The organism is Streptomyces sp. NPDC020845, from assembly GCF_044334165.1.
Classification (GTDB): domain Bacteria; phylum Actinomycetota; class Actinomycetes; order Streptomycetales; family Streptomycetaceae; genus Streptomyces.
The window spans coordinates 1-2,524 of sequence record NZ_JBIRSJ010000076.1 but is presented as its reverse complement, the minus strand read 5'-3'; the positions used below and the strand labels follow the sequence as shown (position 1 = coordinate 2,524).

The following is a 2,524-nucleotide window of genomic DNA, read 5'->3' as shown; positions in this document are numbered from 1 at the left end:
GCAGCACCTCCGTCAACGACCAGTCCACAAACGGCGCCAACGCCGCCTCACACTCCGCAATCCGCGCCGCGAACACCGGCGACGAACCCAGCAACTCCACACCCATCCCCCGCCACTGCGCCCCCTGACCGGGGAAGACCAGCACAGGCCCGGTGCCCGCCGCCACGGCGTTGCCGGTGATCACGCTGCCGGAGGGCGCCCCCTCCGCCAGAGCACCCAGCCCCGACAGCAGCTCGTCGCGGTGCTCACCGACAACGACCGCCCGGTGATCGAGCACCGACCGGCTGGCCACCAGCGACCAGCCCACCGCCGCCGCATCCGCGTCCGAGGTGACGGCGAACTCCGCCAACCGCCGCGCCTGCGCCCGCAACCCCTCGGCCGACTGACCCGACACCACCCACGGCACCACACCACCCACCGGCACCAGAGGCGCGGACACAGGCTGCGCCTCCTCGATGGCCTGCTCCAGGATCAGGTGCGCGTTCGTGCCGGAGACCCCGAACGAGGACACGCCGGCCCGCCAGGGGCGTTCGACCTCCGGCCAGGGCCTGGCCTCCGTCAGCAGCTCCACCGCGCCGCTGCCCCAGTCCACCTCCGGGGTCGGCGCGTCGATGTGCAGGCTGGCCGGCAGCACACCGTGCCGCAGTGACTGCACCATCTTGATCACGCTTGCCACGCCCCCCGCGGCCTGCGTGTGCCCGATGTTCGACTTGATCGACCCCAGCCACAACGGCCGCTCCTCCGGCCGCCCCTGACCGTACGTCGCCAGCAGCGCCTGCGCCTCGATCGGGTCACCGAGGGTGGTGCCCGTCCCATGCGCCTCGACCGCGTCCACCTCGGCGGCCGACAACCCGGCGTTGGCCAGGGCCTGCCGGATCACCCGCTGCTGCGAAGGCCCGTTCGGCGCCGTCAGGCCATTCGACGCGCCATCCTGGTTGACGGCAGAACCCCGCACCACCGCCAGCACCCTGTGCCCGTTCCGCCGCGCATCCGACAACCGCTCCAGCAGCAGCACACCAACGCCCTCACCCCACCCCATGCCGTCGGCGGCAGCGGCGAACGCCTTGCACCGGCTGTCGTTCGACATCCCCCGCTGCCGCGAGAACTCCGTGAACACTCCCGGCGTCGCCATCACCGTGACGCCACCCGTCAGGGCCAGCGAGCACTCCCCCGCCCGCAGCGCCTGCACCGCCATGTGGATCGCCACCAGCGACGACGAACAGGCCGTGTTGACGCTCAGGGCTGGGCCCTCAAGCCCCAACTCGTAGGCCACCCGCCCCGAGACCACGGCCCCGTGGTTTCCGACCGCGATATAGCCGTCCATCTCGCTGCTCGACAGGGCGCTGATCATCATGTAGTCGCCCCCGGCCACGCCGACGAAGACGCCCGTGCTGGAGCCCGCCAGGCTGTGCGGGTCGATCCCGGCGTTCTCGACCGTCTCCCAGGCCGTCTCCAGAAGCAGCCGCTGCTGCGGATCCGTGGCCAACGCCTCACGCGCCGCGATGCCGAAGAATCCCGCGTCGAAATCGCCGGCGTCGGAAAGGAATGCCCCCTCGCGCGCGTAACTCGTCCCCGGCCTGTCCGGATCGGGGTCGAAGAGGTTTTCCAGATCCCAGCCACGGTCGGTCGGGAATGCCCCGATCGCGTCCCCTCCGGCCGCCAGCAGATCCCACAACCGGTCCGCATTGGTCGCGCCGCCCGGATAGCGGCACGCCATTCCCACGATCGCGATGGGATCGTCCGCCGCCGATTCCCGAGTCGGCGCGACGGCGTTCGCGCCGGGAGCCGCCTGCTCGCCGAAGAGTTCGGCGAGGACGAAGCGGGCCAGGTCGTCGGCGGTGGGGTAGTCGAAGATGAGGGTGGTCGGCAGCTGCATCCCGAGGCTGGAGCCGAGCTTGTTGCGCAGCTCGACGGCGGTGAGCGAGCTGAAGCCCATCTCGTTGAACGGCCGCCGCGCCGCGATCGCGTCCGGCGCGGCGTGGCCCAGGACGCTCGCCGCCAGCGCCCGCACGTGCTGCGTCAGCATCTGCCGCCGCTGGGCCGGCGCGGCCACCGCCTCAAGCTGACGGCGCAGTGGGCCGTCCCCCTCCGGGTTCTGCTCCTGCGTCGCCGTCTCGGCGATGCCGGGGATCTCAGCGAGCAGCTGGCTGGGCCGCTGGGCGGTGAAGGTCTGGGCGAACCGCACCCAGTCGATGTCAGCGACGGTGAGGACCGAGTCGCCCTGCGCGAGGGCGTCGCCGAGCACGCGCAGCGCGTCCTGCGGCGCCATCGCGCTGATGCCCCGCTTCTGGAAGGCGGAGGAGACGGCGTCGTTGGCGGCCATGCCGACCTCGCCCCAGGGGCCCCAGGCGACGGACAGGCCGGTCAGGCCTTCGGCGCGGCGGCGTTCGACGAGCGCGTCCAGGTGCGCGTTGGCCGCCGCGTACGCCCCCTGCTGCCCACTGCCCCAACTGGCCGCCCCCGAGGAGAACATCACGAACGCCGACAGCTCCACCCCCCGCGTCAGCTCGTCCAGCCACCGCGC

The 2,524-nt window shown here is 72.3% G+C and carries 1 protein-coding gene; it reads right to left on the bottom strand.

The window, feature by feature from the left end:
• Positions 1-2,524, bottom strand: a 2,524-nt coding sequence (locus tag ACH4U7_RS53125) for a beta-ketoacyl synthase N-terminal-like domain-containing protein (protein WP_398534934.1), incomplete at both ends; no start/stop codon positions are given.